This is a genomic window from Robiginitalea aestuariiviva, from assembly GCF_029537735.1.
Classification (GTDB): domain Bacteria; phylum Bacteroidota; class Bacteroidia; order Flavobacteriales; family Flavobacteriaceae; genus Robiginitalea; species Robiginitalea aestuariiviva.
The window spans coordinates 554,136-570,499 of sequence record NZ_JARPUQ010000002.1 but is presented as its reverse complement, the minus strand read 5'-3'; the positions used below and the strand labels follow the sequence as shown (position 1 = coordinate 570,499).

Here is a 16,364-nt window from a genome sequence, read left to right as displayed (position 1 = left end):
GTTATGGAAACGGCAACCCTGCAAGACGAGCAACTGGTGGCAGACATCCTGGAAAGCGCCTTTTCAGGCGAGACCATGCCCAATGCCATCAACCACCTGATCGGGGAAGGGCCCGGGCGCCACAGACGGCTGCAGCGCCTGATGCGCTACCTCTTCCTGCGCGGGTTTTACCAGGGAAAGGTATGGCTGTCGCCCAGCCGACAGGCCTGCCTGCTGGTGGAATTCCCGGATCAAAAGCCCGGGTTATGGCCGCGGCTGCGCCTGGCCTGGGCCAAGGCCGGTTTGGCCTTGCGGGTAATCGGGTTAAGGCGGGTGCCCCAAATCCTGCGCCGGCAACGCCGGCTGCGGCGCCTGCGCCCTGCAGCCCCTCATATCTATCCGCTGATCCTGGGGGTGCGCCCCGAAGTCCGCGGTCGCGGGGAGGGCCTGCGCCTGGCCCTGGCAGCCATGAAAGCCTACCGGGATATAGATATACCCATTGCCCTGGAGACCACCACCCCGGAGAACGTGCGCTATTACGAAGCCTTTGGCTTTAAGGTGACCCACCGCACCGAAGACCTGGGGTACCCCCTGGTCTGCCTGTGTAAAAACGGGGCCTAGGTTTTCTGTTTTTTCTGCTTGGCTGCCGGGAAGAGGACGTTGTTCAAAATGAGCCGGTACCCCGGGGAGTTCGGGTGCAGGGAGAGTTCCGTCTTGGGGTCGCCCACCCGGTGCTGGTAATCTTCCGGGTCGTGCCCCCCGTAAAAGGTAAAAAAGCCGCGCCCCTTAACCCCGTGGATGTAGCGGGCCTCCCCGTTCAGGCGGTTTTCTCCCAGCACCATCACCGTGGGCTTCACCTGCCCCCGGTTAAAGGCCGTGGTCTGCCCCATAAAACCCTTCACCAAAGCGGTGTGGTTCTGACAGAGCATGGTGGGCACCGGGTCCCACTTGGCCGAGAAGTCCATAAGCGTGAAATAATCCGATTCCGGGGGCACGTCGTCCCGCCGGCTGGTCATGTCGATGGAGGAGAACTCATAGCGCACCGGGCTGCGCTCCAGCACAAAATCCGTAAAGGCAAAAGTCCTTGAGAAATCCAGGCGCTGCTGGTAGTTGGGCGTGGAAGGGTCCCCGTCAAACATGGGTTCGCAGATATCCACCCCGGCGGCCGCCAGGGCAATATCAAAGGAATCCGTGGCCGAACACATGGCGAACATAAACCCGCCCCCGATCACATATTGCCGGATCTTCTCGGCCACGGCCCCCTTTTCCTGCGAAACCTTGGCGTAGCCCAGTTCGGCCGCCAGGGCCTCGGCCTGCTGCTTGCCTTCAATATACCAGGGGGTGGCCCGGTAGGCCCCGTAAAACTTCCCGTACTGCCCCGTAAAGTCCTCGTGGTGCAGGTGCAACCAGTCGTAAAGGGGCAGCTTGTCTTCCAGCACTTCCCGGTCGTATACGGTCACATAGGGGATCTCCGCATAAGTCAGGGCCATGGTTACGGCATCGTCCCAGGGCGGGTTGTCCTTGGGGGAATACACGGCAATACGCGGGGCTTTCTCCAGGATCACCGCTTCCTGGTTGCGGGCGGGGCTGGAAATCTCATCCAGGATCTGCTGGGCGCTGGCATCCGGCAGGATCTCGAAGGACACCCCGCGAATGCGGCATTCGTTGCGGATCAGTTCCCCGTCCGGGAGCAGGAAGGACCCGCCCCGGTAATTGAGCAGCCACTGCACCTTCTGTTGCTGGGAAAGTACCCAGAAGGTAATGCCGTAGGCTTTCAGGTGGTTTTCCTGGCTTTCGGCATCCATGGGGATCAGCAAAACTGAAGCCCGGACCGACCCGAAGGCCAGCAGGAAAATGAAAAGAAAAAGGCTTGCCCGGCAGAAGCGGGGGCGAAAAAAGTGAAGTTTAGAAAGGTACGTCATTGTCATCCGGCTCGGCCTCCGGGTGGTCGTTCATGGAACTGCCGAATGCCTGGTCGGCATTGGGGAAATCCTTGGCCACAAACGGGTTCTCACCCTCGGCATTCATCTTGGATTGAAACTCGAACGGAGAATCAAAGTCATCCAAATTATCAAATTTACCGAGATGCCCAATGAACTTTAACCTAATATTATCCAGCCCGCCATTCCGGTGCTTGGCCACAATAAATTCCGCCTGCCCCTGGGTGGGGGTGCGTTCCTCGTCGTCCCACTCGTCAATTTTGTAGTACTCCGGCCGGTAGATAAAGGACACGATGTCCGCATCCTGTTCAATGGCCCCGGACTCCCGCAAATCCGAGAGGATAGGCCGCTTGCTGCCGCCCCGGGTTTCCACGGCCCGCGAAAGCTGGGAGAGCGCAATCACCGGTACGTTCAGTTCCTTGGCCAGGGCCTTGAGGTTCCGGGAAATGGTGGAGATCTCCTGCTCCCGGTTGCCGCCCTTCTGGCTGGCGCCCCCGGTCATGAGCTGGAGGTAGTCGATTACGATGAGCTTGATCTTGTGCTGGGAGGCCAGGCGGCGCGCCTTGGCCCGCAGGTCAAAGATGGAGAGGGACGGGGTGTCGTCTATAAAGAGGGGGGCCTTCTCCAGGGCCTTTACCTTAACGTTCAGTTGCTCCCATTCGTGCTTTTCCAGGCGGCCGGTCCGCAGCTTTTCGGAAGACAAGCCGGTTTCGCTGGAGATCAGACGGGTGATGAGCTGTACGGAAGACATCTCCAGGGAAAAGAAGGCTACGGGGATGTTGGCGTTTACCGCAATGTTCCGGGCCATGGACAGGGTGAGGGCCGTTTTCCCCATCCCGGGGCGGGCCGCTATGATCACCAGGTCGCTGGGCTGCCAGCCGGAGGTGAGCTGGTCCACCTTATCGAAGCCGGACGGGACCCCGCTCAGGCCTTCCTTGTTGGAAATTTCCTCAATCTTCCGCTTGGCCTGCATGACCAGGCTCTGAGCCGTCTCGGCGGACCGTTTCAGGTTCCCCTGGGTTACCTCATAGAGCTTGGCTTCTGCATTGTCCAGCAGGTCAAAGACGTCCGTGGACTCTTCGTACGCGTCCTCGATGATCTCGCTGGAGATCTTGATCAGGGAGCGCTGAATGTATTTCTGCAGGATAATCCGGGCGTGGTACTCGATGTGGGCCGAAGAGGCCACCTTTTGGGTGAGTTTGATCAGGTAAAAATCGCCCCCGACGGCTTCCAGGCGCCCATCCTTCTTGAGTTGGGCCGAAACGGTTAATAAATCCACCGGTTCGGAAGATTCAAAGAGCTTGAACAGGGCCTCGTAGATGTAGCGGTGGGCTTCCTTGTAAAAGACATCCGGGTGCAGGATGTCGATCACCTCGTCCACCCCTTTTTTGTCGATCATCATCGCGCCCAAAACAACCTCCTCTAAATCAACGGCTTGCGGCGGTATTTTGCCGCGCTCCAGCGGAATGATGCTGGGTTTTCCGATGCGGTGTCCGGTTACGGGGCTCGATTTTTCCATGAGGTTAAAAGTAGGAATTTCACCCGAGGCACAGGCGGCGGTTTCCTCTTGGATATCCACCGTCCATCCACAATTGGGGTGTTAATAAGTTACGCTTTTATGTTGATATCCGAAAAAAAACCGGAGCATGGGGCTCCGGTTCATACGGTAAGGGCCGCAGGCGCGGGCATCAGTCCTTAAAGACGCCCATACTGCCATACTTATCCATGCGCTGGGCAACCAGTTCTTCTGGTGATAACTTTTGCAGCTCCTGATAGTGCTTTGCAATCTTGTTCTTTACGATCTCGAAGGCCTTCTCCCGGTTGCTGTGGGCGCCCCCTGCGGGTTCCCGCACAATCTCGTCGATGAGTTTCAGGCGCTTCATATCCGTGGCGGTCAGTTTCAGGGCCGCTGCGGCCTGCTCCTTGTACTCCCAGCTCCGCCACAGGATAGAGGAACAGGATTCGGGGGAGATTACGGAGTACCAGGTATTCTCCAGCATCAGCACGCGGTCGCCTACGCCAATGCCCAGGGCGCCACCGGAGGCCCCCTCCCCTATAATCACCACAATGATGGGCACCTTCAGGCGGGTCATTTCCAGAATATTGCGCGCAATGGCCTCGCCCTGCCCGCGTTCCTCGGCTTCAATACCCGGGTAGGCCCCGGGGGTGTCGATAAAGCTCACCACGGGAATGCCGAATTTCTCGGCGGACTTCATCAGGCGCAGCGCCTTGCGGTAGCCCTCCGGGTTGGCCATCCCGAAATTGCGGTACTGGCGGGTTTTGGTGTTGTATCCCTTTTGCTGGCCGACAAACATAAAGCTCTGGTCGCCAATCTTGCCCAGGCCGCCAATCATGGCCTTGTCGTCCTTCACGGTACGGTCTCCGTGGAGTTCCAGCCAGCTATCGCCGCAAAGGGCCCGCACATAGTCCATGGTGTAGGGCCGGTTGGGGTGGCGGGAGAGTTGTACCCGCTGCCAGGGGGTGAGGTTTTTGAAGATCTCCTTGCGGGTTTCGTCCAGCTTTTTCTCGATCTGCTTGCAGGTCTCGGTTACGTCTACGTCGCTTTCCTCCCCGATCAGCTGGCACTTCTCCAGCTGGTCCTGCAGTTCCTTGATGGGCAGTTCAAAATCCAGGTATTCCATGAAGGTTCTCGTTTGGTCTGTTGTGTGGGCAAAGATAAAGGATATTCCCAAACTCCCGGAGGGAGGCGGGTAAAATCAGCGACTAGCGCTTGGCCTTCTGCAGCAGGTAAAGCCCCACCAATCCGAAGAAAATGTTCGGGAGGATCACCGCCAGCAGGGGCGGGAAGCCGCTCTGCTCGGCCAGGGTGCCAAAGACCTTGTCCAGGAAGATGTAAATAAAAGCCACCCCGATCCCGAAGGCCAGGTTTACCCCCAGCCCGCCCCGACGCTTCATGGAGGAGACGGCCACCCCGATAATGGTCAGGATAAAGGCCGATACGGGCAGGGCCCAGCGCCGGTATTTCACCAGCACATAGGTATTTACGTTGGAGGCTCCCTTGCGTTTCTGGTCCGCGATAAATTCGTTCAGCTCAAAGAGGTTCTTGGTCTCGGCAATATAGGAGACCGGCGTCAGGTCGTCTATGCGGAAGGCAAAGAGGGTATCCAGACGGCGGCGGGTTTCCAGGTGCTCCGTATTGCCGCGCAGGTTCCGGCGGCTGTAGGAAGTGAGGCGGTACAGGCTGTCTGCCGGCACCCAGCGGATGTTGGCCGCGGCTATCTTGTATTCCAGCTGCCCGTCTTCCCCGAAATGCTCATAGGTAAAGTTGTACCCGATCTGCCGGGCGGGGTCAAATTTGCTCACATAGATGTAATCGGAATCCCCCAGCTGGGTAAAGATGTTGCTGGTTTCCCGGTCCTGCCCCCCTTTTTTCAAATACTTAAAGCGAAATTCGTTGTAGCCCTTGCTGGCCGAGGGCACAATAAACATCCCCAGCAGGAACATGGCCACCGCAATGATGCCCGCCCCCACCCAGTAGGGCCGCAAGAAACGGCCAAAGGAAACCCCGCTGCTCAGGATGGCCACAATCTCGGTGTTGTTGGCCAGGCGGGAGGTAAAGAAGATGATGGCCAAAAACAGCAGGATGGGGAACAGCAGGCTGCCGATATAGATGGTGAAATTCCCGTAATAAACCAGGATCTCGGACAGGGGCGCCTCGTTGTCGATCATCTTGCCGATCTGCTCGGCCAGGTTCAGCATGATGCCGATGGGCACAAACAGCAGCAACAGCAACCCGAAGGTAGTCAGGTATTTGCGCAATATGTACCAGTCCAGGATGGTCATCATGCCTATAGGCGTTTATCCAATTTGGCCACCATTTCCGCCTTCCAGGGGGCAAAGGTGCCGTCCAGAATCCGGCGGCGCGCTTCCCGCACCAGCCAGAGGTAGAAGCCCAGGTTGTGGATGGTGGCAATCTGTTTGCCAAGATACTCATTGGCGGCAAACAAATGCCGCAGGTAGGCCCGGGTGTATTCCGAGTCCACAAAGGTATGCCCCATGGGGTCCAGGGGCGAAAAGTCCGCCTCCCATTTCTTGTTCTTGATGTTAATGGTACCCTCGGAAGTAAAGAGCATGCCGTTGCGCGCATTGCGGGTGGGCATTACGCAGTCGAACATGTCCACCCCCAGGGCGATGTTTTCCAGCAGGTTGCAGGGGGTGCCCACCCCCATCAGGTAGCGGGGTTTATCCGCCGGGAGGATGTCGCAGACCGCCTCGGCCATGGCGTACATCTCCTCGGCCGGTTCCCCCACGGAAAGCCCCCCGATGGCATTGCCCGGGGCGCCCGCTTCGGCTATGTATTCTGCGGACTGCCGGCGCAGATCCGTATAAACGGAGCCTTGCACAATGGGAAAAAACAATTGCTCGAACCCGTACCGGGGCGGGCTTTTTTCCAGGTGGGCCATACAGCGGTCCAGCCAGCGGTGGGTCATGTGCATGGAGCGTTCGGCATAACGGCGGTCGCAGGGATAGGGGGTGCATTCGTCAAAGGCCATGATGATGTCCGCTCCGATGCTGCGCTGCAGGTCTACCACGGATTCCGGGGTAAAAAAATGGCGGGAACCGTCAATATGGGACTTGAACTTCACCCCTTCTTCCACAATCTTCCGGGTACCGGAAAGGGAGTACACCTGGTAACCCCCGCTGTCGGTCAGGATGGGGCGGTCCCAATTCATAAACCGGTGCAGGCCCCCGGCCTGTTCCAGGATTTCCATGCCCGGCCGCAGGTACAAATGGTAGGTGTTGCCCAGAATAATGTCCGGGTTGATGTCTTCCCGCAGTTCCCGCTGGTGCACCCCTTTAACGGTGGCCACGGTGCCCACCGGCATAAAGATTGGGGTCTGCACGGGGCCGTGGGCCGTTTGCAGCAGGCCGGCCCGGGCCTTGGTGGCCGGGTCCGTATGCTGGAGTTCAAATGCCGGGGATGCGGGTGCGGACATGGCGCCAAAGATACACAACTCCCCGGCATACCGTCTTAAGAAATCGGTAAAGTTACCGGGGCTGGTGTTCGTTAATAAGTTGTAAAAACTCCGGTTGCAGGGGCCGCAGAATGCGCTTACTTTTGAAGGGTTAAATTCCTTTTTATGGCTGATATTAAAGCACTGGAGGCCCTGGCCACCCAGGTGCGGCGGGACATCCTCCGCATGGTGCACGCCGTGAACTCGGGCCACCCCGGCGGGTCTTTGGGCTGTACCGAATTCATGGTGGCCCTTTACCACGAGATCATGGAACTCAAACCCGGATTCGATATGGACGGCGTTGGGGAAGACGTCTTCTTCCTTTCCAACGGGCATATCTCGCCCGTGTTCTACAGCGTGCTGGCCCGCAAGGGCTACTTCCCGGTGGAAGAGCTGCATACCTTCCGCAAGATCGACTCCCGCCTGCAGGGCCACCCCACCACCCACGAAGGGTTGCCCGGGGTGCGCATTGCCTCCGGCTCGCTGGGGCAGGGCATGTCCGTAGCCATAGGCGCGGCCCTGGCCAAGAAACTGAACAAGGATCCCCACCTGGTATTCAGCCTGCACGGAGACGGGGAACTGCAGGAAGGGCAGAACTGGGAAGCCATTATGTACGCCGGCAGCAAGGGGGTGGATAACCTCATTGCCACCATTGACCGCAACGGGCAGCAGATTGACGGCCCCACCGAGGAGGTGATGGCCCTGGGCGACCTGCGCCCCAAGCTGGAAGCCTTTGGGTGGGACGTGATGGAACTGGATGCCGGGAACGATATGGCCGCCGTGGTAGGCGCCCTGCAGCAAGCCAAAACCCGCAGCGGGAAAGGCAAACCGGTAGCCCTGGTGATGACCACCGAAATGGGCAATGGGGTGGATTTTATGATGCACACCCACGCCTGGCACGGCAAGGCCCCCAACGACGAGCAGCTGGCCACCGCCCTGGCGCAAAACCCGGAAACCCTGGGCGATTACTAATCCAAACCCGTACCAACCGATGAAACGCTATACAGACCAAGGAAAACAAGATACCCGCAGCGGCTTTGGGGCCGGGATGACCGAACTGGGGCGCACCAACCCCAAAGTGGTTACCCTGTGTGCAGACCTGGTGGGCTCCCTGAAGATCGAGACCTTTATTGACGAGAACCCGGAGCGCTTCTTCCAGGTGGGCATTGCCGAAGCCAATATGATTGGCCTGGCCGCCGGGCTTACCATAGGCGGTTACATCCCCTTTACCACCACCTTTGCGAATTTCTCCACCGGCCGGGTTTATGACCAGATTCGCCAGTCCGTGGCCTATTCGGACAAGAACGTAAAGATCTGTGCCTCCCACGCCGGGATTACCCTGGGCGAGGACGGGGCCACCCACCAGATCCTGGAAGATATCGGGCTTATGAAGATGCTGCCGGGCATGACCGTGATCAACCCCTGCGATTTTAACCAGACCAAGGCCGCCACCCTGGCGGTAGCCGAGCACCACGGCCCGGTTTACCTCCGCTTTGGCCGGCCCAAGGTGGCCAATTTCACCCCGGCGGACCAAACCTTCGAAATCGGGAAGGCCCTGATGCTGCAGGAAGGCAAAGACGTAACCATCCTGGCCACCGGCCACCTGGTATGGGAGGCCCTGATTGCGGCCGAAGCCCTGGAAGGGCAGGGTATTTCCGCAGAGGTGATCAACATCCACACCATCAAACCCCTGGACGAGGCGGCCATCCTGAAGTCCGTGGCCAAAACGGGCTGTGTGGTAACGGCCGAGGAACACAATATGCTGGGCGGCCTGGGCGAGAGCGTGGCCCGGGTACTGGCTACCCACCACCCTGCCCCCCAGGAGTTTGTGGCTGTACAGGACCGCTTTGGCGAAAGCGGGACCCCGGAACAGCTTATGGAGAAATACGGGTTGAACAATAAAGCCATCGAAGCGGCCGTTTTTAAAGCTTTACAACGGAAGGGCTGATTTTGGTATCGTTTTTGAGCATGAGGGGGCTGTAACCCCAGGGCCCGGAGCGATTGCCAGGGCCCGCTAAATGAAAATGCTTATGAAACGTATGCTTTTGCTAGGCCTGCTGTCCGCCTTTACCTGGGCAGCCCACGCGCAAGCCGGGCCCGGATTCGGGATCAAAGCCGGTCTGAACTACAACGCCAATGGCGATTATTTTGAATCCGCCGGGGAAGCCGCGCGCAACCCGGACCGCAATGTGGGGTACCACCTGGGGGTCTGGGGCAAGGTGGGGAACGACATTTACCTGCGCCCCGAACTGATTTACACCCGCACCAAGTCCGATTACGAGGGAGACGACTTCAACATGAGCAAGCTGGATGTGCCCGTGTTGCTGGGCGCTAAAGTGATCGGCCCCCTGCACGTTTTTGGCGGGCCGGCCTTCCAGGTAATCCTGGACACGGAATTTGACGGCATCTCCATAAACGACGTGGAAAACGACTTTACCGTAGGCCTGAACCTGGGGGCCGGGATCAACCTCGGGAAACTCGGGATTGACCTGCGCTACGAGCGCGGCTTCAGCGAGAACGAGGCCCGCTTTATCAATACCAATATTACCCAGGTGAGCGACAGCCGGGTAGATACCCGCCCGGACCAGCTGATCCTGAGCTTCTCCCTGAAGCTCTAGAACTATCCGGGATCTGAAAACAAAAATCCCTGCCGTGCGGCAGGGATTTTTTTATGCTTTAGCTGGGGGCAGATCAGGAATCCTTGTCCAGGTAATCCGGGGTACCGTCCCCATCCGTATCCGGGAAACTGATGTTCCCCTGGGCGTCGATCACAATCTCGTCCCGGGTGGGAGTGCCATCCCCGTCGTCGTCCGCATCCACAAAATTGGAGCGGAGGATGGCGGTAAAGGCCTTGAGTTCCTCGTCTTCGTCCGTATTGTCGTCAAACAGGTAGCCATTGCCGTTCAGGTCTTCCATCCAGGTAGGGATGCCGTCCCCGTCCGCATCGGTGTTTTCCACTACCAGCCCCAGCTCAATCTTGAAGATCAAGGGGGAGTAGGCCGCAATCCCGGTACCGGAATCGTTAAAGTACCCCAGACCGGAAGGCAGGATCACCATCCCGATGCCCCGGTTTTCAATATTGCTGGTCCCGTCCGGGTTTACCACCAACTGTTCCAGGGTTCCGGATCGCAGTTCGGTCATGCCCTGCTGGTAGCCCCGCAGGAAATACGGCAATTCCTGCCAGAGGAAATTGGGTTTGGAATCGAAACCACGCCCGTCCAGATAGGTGCCCTCGTAGCGCACCAGCACCGAATCCCCGATGGTGGGGCTCACCCCCTGACCCGCGCGGGCAGTGAGGTAATACAGGGTATGGGAAATGGGGGTTTCGGAGTCTCCGACCCCGATCTGCTGTTCGGTTACCTGTATGCTGCGGGACTGCACCTGGTCAATCAGGGGCGTCTTCCCGGCATTGTCGCCGGCCAGGGTATCGATACGGATCTTGTAGTCAAAATCCGCCGGGGGCGTCTGGAATTCCTCGTAGTTGTAAAAGTGGGTCTGCAGAAACTCCTGCAGGGTGGCTTCGTCTTCCGCAGCCACCTCGCTCAGGTCCCGCGGGGGCACCACTTCGCCCTGCAAAACGTTATTTTCATCTTTTTTGCAGCCGGTCAGCAGGGCCGCAGCCACAAGCCCCAAGCCAAAGGTTTTCCAGGTCATAGCCAATTTCTTTCGAGCCGCAAGATACTATTTTCCCCTATTTTTGCGGAACTCCTTAACAAAAGATTTGGCCCATGCGCATTGACAAATACCTGTGGTGTACCCGGTATTTCAAGACCCGGAACCAGGCCACCGAAGCCTGCCGGAAAGGACAGGTCCGCATCAACGGCGACCCCTGCAAGCCTTCGCGGGAAGTATTGCCCACAGATAAGATTACCCTGCGCAAAAACCAGCTGGAAATGCAACTCACCGTACTGGAGATCCCGGAGCAGCGGGTGGGAGCCAAATGGGTGGGGCTCTACCGGCAGGACACCACCCCGGCCGAAACCCTGGAGGAACACCGGCTGATTCGCAGTAGCCAGGAGTACTACCGCCAAAAAGGCACGGGGCGGCCCACCAAAAAAGACCGCAGGGACCTGGAATCGTTTACAGATGATGCTGAATAAGGCCTTCTGGGAAGAGCGGTACGCCGACGGGCGCACCGGATGGGACATCGGGTACGCCGCCCCGGCCCTGACCGCCTATGCGGACCAGCTGGCAGACCCCAGCCTGCGCATCCTGATCCCCGGGGCCGGGAACGGGTACGAGGCTGAATACCTCTGGCAGCAGGGCTTCCGAAACCTGACCGTACTGGACATTGCCCGCCCGCCCCTGGAGCAGCTGCGGGCCCGGGTGCCGGAAATGCCGGAAATCGCCCTGGTGCAAACGGATTTCTTCGCCTATGCAGGCGGGCCTTTCGACCTGATTCTGGAGCACACCTTTTTCTGCGCCCTGCCCCCGGAGCGCCGCCCGGATTACGCCCGCCATATGCACGGGCTGCTCGCCCCCGGCGGCAAGCTGGCCGGGCTGCTGTTTCAGTTCCCCCTGACCGAACAGGGACCGCCTTTTGGCGGGGCCGCGGCAGAGTACCGGGAGTACTTCCAGGAGGGGTTTCGCATCAAAGTGCTGGAAACCGCCACGAATTCCATTCCACCCCGGGCGGGAAACGAACTCTTTTTTATCTTTGAGAAGCAATAGAGCCCCATGGAAAACCGCATCCTGACCCACCAGCAAATCCAGTACAAAATCCGCCGCATGGCGTACCAGATCTACGAGTCCAATGTGGAAGAACCGGTCATTGTGCTGGCGGGGATTCGCGGGGGCGGCCTGGAACTCACCAAAAAGATCAAGGCAGCCCTGGAGCAGATTACCGACGCGGACATTTTGCTGTGCCAGGTAGAGATGGACAAAAAGGACCCCCTGACCAGTGGGGTAACCACCTCCCTGAAACCCGAACAGTATGCCGGGCAATCCGTGGTGATCATAGACGATGTGCTGAATTCCGGGAGCACGCTCATTTACGCGGTACACCACTTTCTGAAGACCCCTACCAAACAGATCAAAACTGCGGTGCTGGTAAACCGCAACCACAAGCGGTACCCGGTTAAGGCCGATTTTAAAGGGGTATCCCTCTCTACCTCCCTGCACGAGCACGTGCGGGTAGACTTTGCCCCCCGCAACCACGGGGTGTACCTAGACTAACAAATTCTTGATTTCCGCCACCACGGCAGCTACCCCCTGCCCTTCCACGCGTATGGTAATGGGCGCCTGCGCATAAAAGGGGGCGCGCTCAAAGAGGTGCTTCCCGATAAATTCCGGGAGTTCTTCGGCCGATATGTGGGCAATGAGCGGCCGTTGGGCCTGCCCTGTTTCCAGGCGCCGGGTAAGGGCGCCTACCGAGAGCTGCAGGTATACCACATGGGGGGTATGCTGCAGAAGCAGGTCCATATTCCCGGCATAGCAGGGGGTACCCCCGCCCAGGGCCAGGACCAGCTGGGGCCCCTCGGCCAGAAGTTCCTTTAAGAGTTCATGCTCTGTGCGTCGGAAGAACAGTTCTCCCCGGGCGGCAAAGATCTCCGGGATGCTTTGACCAAGCCGGTTTTCGATAAAGCTGTCGAAGTCCAGAAAGGGCAACCCCAGGTCTTTGGCCAGGGCCTGGCCCACCGTGGATTTTCCGCTTCCCATATAGCCTACCAGGGCAATGAGCATGGTTTTCAGGTTTGCGTTTCCGCGTCAAATATCCGCCTTTTTGGGCAAAGGTGAAATTTATGCGCCCCAGCCTTGAAATGTGACAAAATGATTTTATATTTGCACCCTCGGAACCGCACCCCGGTTCTTTTTTTTGACAGCATGACCTGGTAGCTCAGTTGGTAGAGCATCTCCCTTTTAAGGAGAGGGTCCTGGGTTCGAGCCCCAGCCGGGTCACGATCAAGCGCAAAACCCGCCTCAGATGAGGCGGGTTTTTTCGTTTCTGAGCAGCGCCAAATTTATTTGAGCGATGCGGAAGGAACGAAAAAACCGCACAGCCATTGGCTGTGCTGGTTTTGCCCCAATAGCTACGAGGTTGCAGGACGGGACCGCTGGGTCGGGCGACCGAAGGGAGGCCAACCCCAGCCACCGATGCTACGGGAGCTTTTGAAGATGGGCTATCTGCAAAAAAATTCCGCGTATCTTTCCGTTCCCACCCTGCTCGATATGCCCGCCAAACCCGAAACCGTAACCGCATATATCCAGGCCCGGCCCGAGCCCCTGCGGGCCATCCTGGAGCAGGTGCGCCAAACCATCCGGCAAGCGGCACCGGGGGCAACGGAAGGGATAGCCTACGGCATGCCGGCGTACAAACTGGGTGGTAAGCCCCTGGTGTATTTTGCGGCCTTTAAAAATCACCTGGGCTTCTATGCCACCCCCAACGGACATACGGCCTTTGCGAAGCAACTCCGCCCTTACAAACAAGGGAAGGGCTCGGTGCAATTCCCCTGGAAACAGCCCATACCCTACGCCCTGATTTCCGGGATGGTACGCTTTCGGGCAGCCCAGCTTGGAGAACACCCATAAAAAAACCCGACAGTTTCCTGTCGGGTTATTACTTCTGGTAAGGGGCTTCCCCCTAAGGTATCAGAACCGGTACGTAATGGCCAGGTTAAACAGGGTACCTAACTGGCTGAAATGGTAGCCGTCGTAGGTCATCTGAGAATAGCGCTGGTTAAACGTAATCAGGTTGCTCTGTTCCTGGATGGGGGTAATCCCCAGGGAATTGGTAGACGTATCGTCAATGATCGCCTGCCCTGCAGCATTATCCGCCTTAAACTCCCATTCCGGCAGCACGTTCAACAGATTGTTGATGTTGAAGAGCACCGATACCTTATCCGTTGCATCCCAGTTCACGCTCAGGTCCGTTACCATCTTGGGGGTGAACTCCGTGTACAGGTTGGAATCCAGCCCCTGCTGACGAAAGGTGGTTTTTCCGAAATAGGTATTGTTCAGGGTGAACCCGAACTTGCCGATGTCGTAATTGGTCCCCAGAATCCACTTGGTCTGCGGGCGGGAAGTAAAGAACAGGGCTTCCTGGGTGGCATTCACCACGGACTGCCCGGCATTTTCCACCAGGGGGATGTTTTTCACGTCCCCATCCCGCTCGTTCTGGATGGTATAGTTCCCAGAGAGGTTAAACCCAAGGGTGCCAGCCCCCAGGCCAATGTTCCGGTAGTTGGCCACCAGGTCAATCCCGGAGGTTTTGGTATCCAGGGCGTTGGAGAAAAAGCTCACATCGCTCAGGTTGTTGCTGGCCAGCAGCACATCCAGCGGGTTCCCCGCGTCCCCGGAGGGGCCAATCTCGGTACCCAGCACAATACGATCCTTCACGGAAATGTTATAGTAGTCCAGGGTAAAGTTGAAGTTGTTGGAAATCTTTCCGCCTACCCCAACGGTAAAGTTGGTGGACTCCTCCGCATCCAACTGAGGAATTCCCAGCAAACGCGCCTGGGGTGAGACGTTGCTCACCAGGCCACCTACCTGGATCCCCTGCCCGGGCACAAAGCTGTACTGGGCCTTTTGGGTAAAGATCTGGTGCAGGGTGGGCGCCCGGAAACCGGTAGACAAGGACCCGCGCAGGGTGAGTTTGTCGTCTGCCAGCTTGTAGCGGGAGCTCACCTTCCAAACAAAGGCATTCCCGAAATCGGAATAATTCTCCGTACGGATGGTCCCGTTCAGCAGGAAATCTTCCGTCACATCCCAGGCCAGGTCAAAGTATCCCCCGAAGTTGTAGCGGTTGAATTTCCCGGAATTCTCCGGCCGGTTCCCGGCAAAGGAGTCTGCACCCCCGCCGTCGTAAGAAGAAAGCTCCCCTTCAATGATGGTAAAGTTCTCGCTGCGGAACTCGGCCCCGAAACCAATACTCACCTGGTCGGAGAGGGATTTGGAAATGTCGATGTTCCCCACCACGTGGTTAAACTGGGTCCCTCCCGGGTCGAAGCTGATCTGGGAGTTCTCCTGGTACAGGCGGGAGCTGGGGATCAGTTCCCCGGCATCTACCACCCCATTGCCGTTGGCGTCGTTAAAAACGGCCGGGGAGAACACCTCGTTGCGGTTGTGGGAGTTGCGCACCCGGTAGGTCTGGCGGTTGCCCCCTACGGTCATGCTGGCATCGTAATACCAGCCATTGCTATTGGCCTTAAAGCCCACTGTGGCGTTGTAGTCGTTCAGGTCTCCGTCGAAGGTGGGAACATACCCGTCATAGCCATTGCCCTGGAAGGTATTCCCATAGGCATCGGTATAGGAACCCTGGTTGTTGGGGTTGTCTCCCGGGAAAAAGTTCCCCAGGTATGGGAAAGACTCAATGGTTCTCCAGTACGGGGTCCGGTAGTTGGCAAAGCTGTTTACCTTTTTGTAAACATAGGCAGCGTTGAAGTACATCTCGGCAGCCTCGCCCAGGTCTACCCCCCCGTTCACCAGGAACTTGGCGGCAGTGGTCTCGGGAGACCCGTTAATGTTGCCTGCATCCGGCTTGCGTGACAGGAACTCGTTTACAAAGGCAATGTCTCCGGCGGTGCCCCCGGTAAAGTCGGCAATCTCACCCGCGGCGTTTACCGTACCGGGGCGGTTGTACTGCCCGATGGACGAGAGGTCTACGGTGTAGTTGATATAGCCCTTGTCGTCAAAAATGGAGGTGCCGTTGTTAATGGCAAAGGCAAAGGATTCCCCGTCGCCCTCACTGGAAACCCCGGTGCGCAGGGAGGCGTACCCGCCCTCTGCGTTATCCTTCAGGATGATGTTCATTACCCCGGCAATGGCATCGGACCCGTACTGGGCCGAGGCGCCGTCGCGCAGGATTTCCACCCGCTTGATCGCATCGGTCGGGATGGCTGCGATGTCCGCCCCGGTTTCCCCACGACCTGGAGAGGTCTGGGTGTACAACAGGGCACTCAGGTTCTTCCGCTTCCCGTTGATCAGGATCAACGTCCGGCTGGGCCCCATATTCCGGATCTCGTACGGATCCAGCAGGGAGGTGGCATCGTTTACCGGCGTCTGCACCGTGTTAAAGGAAGGGATCTTGTACTGCAGGGACTTGTCAAAAGAGACCTGCCCCGTGTTCTGCAGTTCCTTTACCCCAACCATATCTACCGGCAGGGGGGTGTCCGTACTGGACCGGGCCACGGCACGCGACCCTACCATGACCACCTCATCCAGGGCCACACCTTCATCCAGCTGAACGCTAATGCTGCCCGGGCCGTTTACCATAACCTCCCGGGTAGAGAATCCGATGAAGGAAACCACCAGGGTAGCCGGGAAGCGGCTAACGGTAATACTGAAGTTTCCGTCAAAATCCGTTGTGGTACCGTTGCGAGTCCCTTTTTCGACAATATTAACCCCGGGTAAGGGCTGGTTGTCTCCGGAACTGGTAACGGTACCGGTCACCTCCTGCGCCGCCGCAAAAAACGGCAGGCAGAACAGGACCAGCACCATTAAATTTGTGCGGCTTGTTTTAAGAATTTCATTG

16 protein-coding genes and 1 tRNA gene are annotated in these 16,364 nt (G+C 58.1%); 9 read left to right on the top strand and 8 right to left on the bottom strand.

Features of this window, described 5'->3' with window-relative positions:
* Positions 1–3 precede the first annotated feature (3 nt).
* Positions 4–600 carry a GNAT family protein gene (locus OZ410_RS09395; RefSeq protein ID WP_277707697.1) on the top strand — a complete coding sequence of 199 codons (597 nt, stop codon included), beginning with the start codon at positions 4–6 and terminating at the stop codon, positions 598–600.
* Here the strand turns inward: OZ410_RS09395 and OZ410_RS09390 are convergent.
* From OZ410_RS09390 to tgt, 5 genes are all read right to left on the bottom strand, one after another.
* Positions 597–1,901: an asparagine synthetase B gene (locus OZ410_RS09390; protein ID WP_420917751.1), complete on the bottom strand. Its 1,305-nt coding sequence runs from the start codon at positions 1,899–1,901 to the stop codon at positions 597–599. The two genes, OZ410_RS09395 and OZ410_RS09390, sit on opposite strands and share 4 nt — an antisense overlap.
* Positions 1,885–3,438, bottom strand: coding sequence for a replicative DNA helicase (dnaB, locus tag OZ410_RS09385; RefSeq protein ID WP_277707694.1), 1,554 nt, complete (start codon positions 3,436–3,438; stop codon positions 1,885–1,887). The genes OZ410_RS09390 and dnaB overlap by 17 nt, the downstream gene beginning before the upstream one ends.
* A gap of 169 nt (positions 3,439–3,607) precedes the next feature.
* Positions 3,608–4,561, bottom strand: a complete 954-nt coding sequence (locus OZ410_RS09380; RefSeq protein ID WP_277707693.1) for an acetyl-CoA carboxylase carboxyltransferase subunit alpha — start codon at positions 4,559–4,561, stop codon at positions 3,608–3,610.
* A gap of 82 nt (positions 4,562–4,643) precedes the next feature.
* On the bottom strand, positions 4,644–5,723 hold the full coding sequence (locus tag OZ410_RS09375; protein ID WP_277708362.1) for an LptF/LptG family permease: 1,080 nt from the start codon (positions 5,721–5,723) through the stop codon (positions 4,644–4,646).
* A gap of 5 nt (positions 5,724–5,728) precedes the next feature.
* Complete coding sequence (gene tgt / locus OZ410_RS09370) at positions 5,729–6,877, bottom strand: tRNA guanosine(34) transglycosylase Tgt (protein WP_277707692.1); 1,149 nt, start codon at positions 6,875–6,877, stop codon at positions 5,729–5,731.
* A gap of 144 nt (positions 6,878–7,021) precedes the next feature.
* Here tgt and OZ410_RS09365 point away from each other — a divergent pair, with 144 nt between their 5' ends.
* From OZ410_RS09365 to OZ410_RS09355, 3 genes are all read left to right on the top strand, one after another.
* Positions 7,022–7,867 carry a transketolase gene (locus tag OZ410_RS09365; RefSeq protein ID WP_277707691.1) on the top strand — a complete coding sequence of 282 codons (846 nt, stop codon included), beginning with the start codon at positions 7,022–7,024 and terminating at the stop codon, positions 7,865–7,867.
* Between the two features lie 19 nt (positions 7,868–7,886).
* Complete coding sequence (locus OZ410_RS09360) at positions 7,887–8,843, top strand: transketolase family protein (protein ID WP_277707690.1); 957 nt, start codon at positions 7,887–7,889, stop codon at positions 8,841–8,843.
* A gap of 82 nt (positions 8,844–8,925) precedes the next feature.
* Positions 8,926–9,513 carry an outer membrane beta-barrel protein gene (locus OZ410_RS09355; RefSeq protein WP_277707689.1) on the top strand — a complete coding sequence of 196 codons (588 nt, stop codon included), beginning with the start codon at positions 8,926–8,928 and terminating at the stop codon, positions 9,511–9,513.
* A 73-nt stretch (positions 9,514–9,586) separates the two neighbouring features.
* Here the strand turns inward: OZ410_RS09355 and OZ410_RS09350 are convergent, their stop codons facing one another.
* Entirely contained in the window at positions 9,587–10,549 is a 963-nt protein-coding gene (locus OZ410_RS09350) for an FKBP-type peptidyl-prolyl cis-trans isomerase (RefSeq protein ID WP_277707688.1), read from the bottom strand.
* A gap of 74 nt (positions 10,550–10,623) precedes the next feature.
* On the opposite strand from OZ410_RS09350, the gene OZ410_RS09345 reads away from it, so the two are divergent.
* From OZ410_RS09345 to OZ410_RS09335, 3 genes are read left to right on the top strand one after another with little or no spacing between them, the layout of a single operon-like run.
* A complete protein-coding gene (locus OZ410_RS09345; RefSeq protein ID WP_277707687.1) occupies positions 10,624–10,995 on the top strand; it encodes an RNA-binding S4 domain-containing protein in 372 nt (123 codons plus the stop codon).
* On the top strand, positions 10,982–11,566 hold the full coding sequence (locus OZ410_RS09340; protein WP_277707686.1) for a methyltransferase domain-containing protein: 585 nt from the start codon (positions 10,982–10,984) through the stop codon (positions 11,564–11,566). The genes OZ410_RS09345 and OZ410_RS09340 overlap by 14 nt, the downstream gene beginning before the upstream one ends.
* Before the next feature lie 6 nt (positions 11,567–11,572).
* Entirely contained in the window at positions 11,573–12,070 is a 498-nt protein-coding gene (locus OZ410_RS09335) for a phosphoribosyltransferase family protein (protein WP_277707685.1), read from the top strand.
* On the opposite strand, the gene OZ410_RS09330 is transcribed toward OZ410_RS09335, so the two are convergent.
* A complete protein-coding gene (locus OZ410_RS09330; RefSeq protein ID WP_277707684.1) occupies positions 12,062–12,577 on the bottom strand; it encodes a shikimate kinase in 516 nt (171 codons plus the stop codon). The genes OZ410_RS09335 and OZ410_RS09330 overlap by 9 nt on opposite strands.
* Positions 12,578–12,720: 143 nt before the next feature.
* Here OZ410_RS09330 and OZ410_RS09325 point away from each other — a divergent pair.
* A tRNA-Lys gene (locus OZ410_RS09325) sits at positions 12,721–12,793 on the top strand.
* A 195-nt stretch (positions 12,794–12,988) separates the two neighbouring features.
* Positions 12,989–13,423 (top strand): iron chaperone, encoded by a 435-nt coding sequence (locus OZ410_RS09320; RefSeq protein WP_277707683.1) that lies wholly within the window; start codon positions 12,989–12,991, stop codon positions 13,421–13,423.
* A 60-nt stretch (positions 13,424–13,483) separates the two neighbouring features.
* Here OZ410_RS09320 and OZ410_RS09315 read toward each other — a convergent pair whose 3' ends face one another.
* Positions 13,484–16,330, bottom strand: coding sequence for a TonB-dependent receptor (locus tag OZ410_RS09315; RefSeq protein ID WP_277707682.1), 2,847 nt, complete (start codon positions 16,328–16,330; stop codon positions 13,484–13,486).
* Positions 16,331–16,364 lie beyond the last annotated feature (34 nt).

Coding starts and splice junctions, on each gene's coding strand:
- OZ410_RS09355 (WP_277707689.1), top strand. CDS start 8,926: ATGAAACGTATGCTTTTGCTAGGCCTGCTGTCCGCCTTTACCTGGGCA.
- OZ410_RS09340 (WP_277707686.1), top strand. CDS start 10,982: ATGATGCTGAATAAGGCCTTCTGGGAAGAGCGGTACGCCGACGGGCGC.
- OZ410_RS09345 (WP_277707687.1), top strand. CDS start 10,624: ATGCGCATTGACAAATACCTGTGGTGTACCCGGTATTTCAAGACCCGG.
- OZ410_RS09380 (WP_277707693.1), bottom strand. CDS start 4,561: ATGGAATACCTGGATTTTGAACTGCCCATCAAGGAACTGCAGGACCAG.
- OZ410_RS09365 (WP_277707691.1), top strand. CDS start 7,022: ATGGCTGATATTAAAGCACTGGAGGCCCTGGCCACCCAGGTGCGGCGG.
- OZ410_RS09335 (WP_277707685.1), top strand. CDS start 11,573: ATGGAAAACCGCATCCTGACCCACCAGCAAATCCAGTACAAAATCCGC.
- OZ410_RS09395 (WP_277707697.1), top strand. CDS start 4: ATGGAAACGGCAACCCTGCAAGACGAGCAACTGGTGGCAGACATCCTG.
- OZ410_RS09320 (WP_277707683.1), top strand. CDS start 12,989: ATGCTACGGGAGCTTTTGAAGATGGGCTATCTGCAAAAAAATTCCGCG.
- OZ410_RS09360 (WP_277707690.1), top strand. CDS start 7,887: ATGAAACGCTATACAGACCAAGGAAAACAAGATACCCGCAGCGGCTTT.
- OZ410_RS09315 (WP_277707682.1), bottom strand. CDS start 16,330: ATGGTGCTGGTCCTGTTCTGCCTGCCGTTTTTTGCGGCGGCGCAGGAG.
- tgt (WP_277707692.1), bottom strand. CDS start 6,877: ATGTCCGCACCCGCATCCCCGGCATTTGAACTCCAGCATACGGACCCG.
- OZ410_RS09390 (WP_420917751.1), bottom strand. CDS start 1,901: ATGACGTACCTTTCTAAACTTCACTTTTTTCGCCCCCGCTTCTGCCGG.
- dnaB (WP_277707694.1), bottom strand. CDS start 3,438: ATGGAAAAATCGAGCCCCGTAACCGGACACCGCATCGGAAAACCCAGC.
- OZ410_RS09375 (WP_277708362.1), bottom strand. CDS start 5,723: ATGACCATCCTGGACTGGTACATATTGCGCAAATACCTGACTACCTTC.
- OZ410_RS09350 (WP_277707688.1), bottom strand. CDS start 10,549: ATGACCTGGAAAACCTTTGGCTTGGGGCTTGTGGCTGCGGCCCTGCTG.
- OZ410_RS09330 (WP_277707684.1), bottom strand. CDS start 12,577: ATGCTCATTGCCCTGGTAGGCTATATGGGAAGCGGAAAATCCACGGTG.